Source organism: Lentibacillus sediminis, from assembly GCF_002763455.1.
Taxonomy (GTDB): domain Bacteria; phylum Bacillota; class Bacilli; order Bacillales; family Amphibacillaceae; genus Lentibacillus_D; species Lentibacillus_D sediminis_A.
Map to the genome: position 1 here is coordinate 1 of NZ_NIXK01000030.1, position 910 is coordinate 910.

The following is a 910-nucleotide window of genomic DNA, read 5'->3' on the forward strand; positions in this document are numbered from 1 at the left end:
ATGCTTTATGCAAAAACCATTCATGGGAACGCCTTGCTCCAAATTGACGCATCTCCCTGGCCAAATCCTCTTGAGAAACATTTTGAATATCCGAAGAAGTCGGATACTGTAGTAAAATGTTCAACGAGAGACCGCCATAAAGGTCACTAAAAACACCATGGTATTCCGGAAAAATCTGATCCAAAGCAGCCTGAAACTGGAGCTTAATTTCAACATAGCTATCCGTTAAAGCGCTATGTTGTCTGGTTAATTGCCGAAGATTCAAAAACTGCTCCGTTTTCTTCTGAAAGACTTCCAGGTCTTCTTTATAGTAAAGCTCACCCAGATGGAAGGCATCGATTTTGTCCGTTTTCACCTTGCGCAGGCTCGTTTTTCTAGCCTCATAAGAAATCACCGGATTAATCAAATAATACGTTATGCCATGCTCTTCAAGAAACTGGAGTACAGGCACATGATAATGCCCAGTGGATTCAAAGATGACAGCCGGAGGTTGTCCGGAAACCTGTTCCACTTCCTGATAAAACCGATAAAAAGCATGAAGCCCTTGTAAATCGTGTTTAAATTTAAAGCTTTGTTTATAAGCTTCTTTCCTTTGTAAAAAGGCTTGGACCTGGCTTTCTCCTTTTGCGATATCCAGGCCGATAACAGGGTCCATATGTGATCACAACTCCTTTAATAGATTCGCCGGTACGCCCCTATACCACTTGTAGTTTCATAGCTTCGCTTGTTATACGGGATCCATGTCCCAACCAGCCTCAAACATGTTTCTACAAGTAGGGGGTGAACAGTATTACGGACGGGATCGGTGTCCCACGGGCGCGAACGTTCTACCCCGGCTACTTCAAGCATAAAACCCATTAAAAATAGGTCAACCAGAAATGACTGGCTGACCTTATAATACGAACGGGCG

The 910-nt window shown here is 43.4% G+C and carries 2 protein-coding genes; both read right to left on the bottom strand.

Annotated features, from left to right (window positions below):
• Positions 1-655, bottom strand: a 655-nt coding sequence (locus CEG13_RS18525; RefSeq protein ID WP_143469701.1) for an IS110 family transposase, incomplete at its 3' end; no start/stop codon positions are given.
• A 17-nt stretch (positions 656-672) separates the two neighbouring features.
• Positions 673-910 (bottom strand): hypothetical protein (locus CEG13_RS18990; RefSeq protein ID WP_204758501.1); only part of this gene is annotated, 238 nt, incomplete at its 5' end.